At 60.6% G+C, this 632-nt stretch carries 2 protein-coding genes; both read left to right on the top strand.

What is annotated here, in order from left to right; genetic code table 11:
* The coding region (locus AC1DRP_RS36800) for a hypothetical protein (RefSeq protein WP_476771171.1) at positions 1-218 on the top strand (218 nt) is incomplete at its 5' end.
* Positions 219-249: 31 nt separating this feature from the next.
* A complete protein-coding gene (locus AC1DRP_RS36795) occupies positions 250-558 on the top strand; it encodes a hypothetical protein (protein WP_441507760.1) in 309 nt (102 codons plus the stop codon).
* Positions 559-632 lie beyond the last annotated feature (74 nt).

The raw sequence follows: 632 nt of genomic DNA, 5'->3' as shown, positions 1-632 counted from the left end.
CCTTCAGGTTGAGCGCGCTGTCGGATCCTCAGCCGGCCGGAACCTATCGGGTCGTCACCGACGAAGAAGAGATCGTGGGCGTGTCGTTCCGGGCTTTTCGCCGGACCGCCACGATGCTGCAGATCCCGGCCATCGAATTTTCACGCGGTTCCTCGCAGATCATCCTCGTGGATCCGATCGAACTTACAGCTGCCCTGGAGAAGGATAAGCAGGCCTAGTCACACCTATGAACCGTGAAGTGAGACGATCATGCGTTATCTCGGTGGAATCTCGGGGCGAGGCGCCCTGATGAGCAACGGCATCAAGATCGGCCGTGCATCCTACGATTTTGAAGGTTTCTTCCAGGATCCGATCGGAGTGACCAGCTGCGGCGAGGTCCGGCTGGCCTTTCCCGCACTGAAGACCGTCTTCGGCCGCGCGGATGTGCAGCTGCTGACCGATGATGGCCATCTCCTCGATCTCAGGTTCTCCTATCGGGAATTTCCGTCGACGACCGGCGCCGCCCATGTCGAGGTCACGGGAGATCTGCCTGCTACGCCGCAGAATTGGCACCATTGATCATCTCGCCCGCGATGCTGCCGATCGGCGGGCGTCGCTCGAATCCCCGGCTCTCATCTCGCTCGACATGATGC

This window comes from Allobosea sp. 01N443, assembly GCF_056399325.1.
Note: the sequence above shows the minus strand (reverse complement) of the source record. Positions and strands in the feature narration are given on the sequence as shown.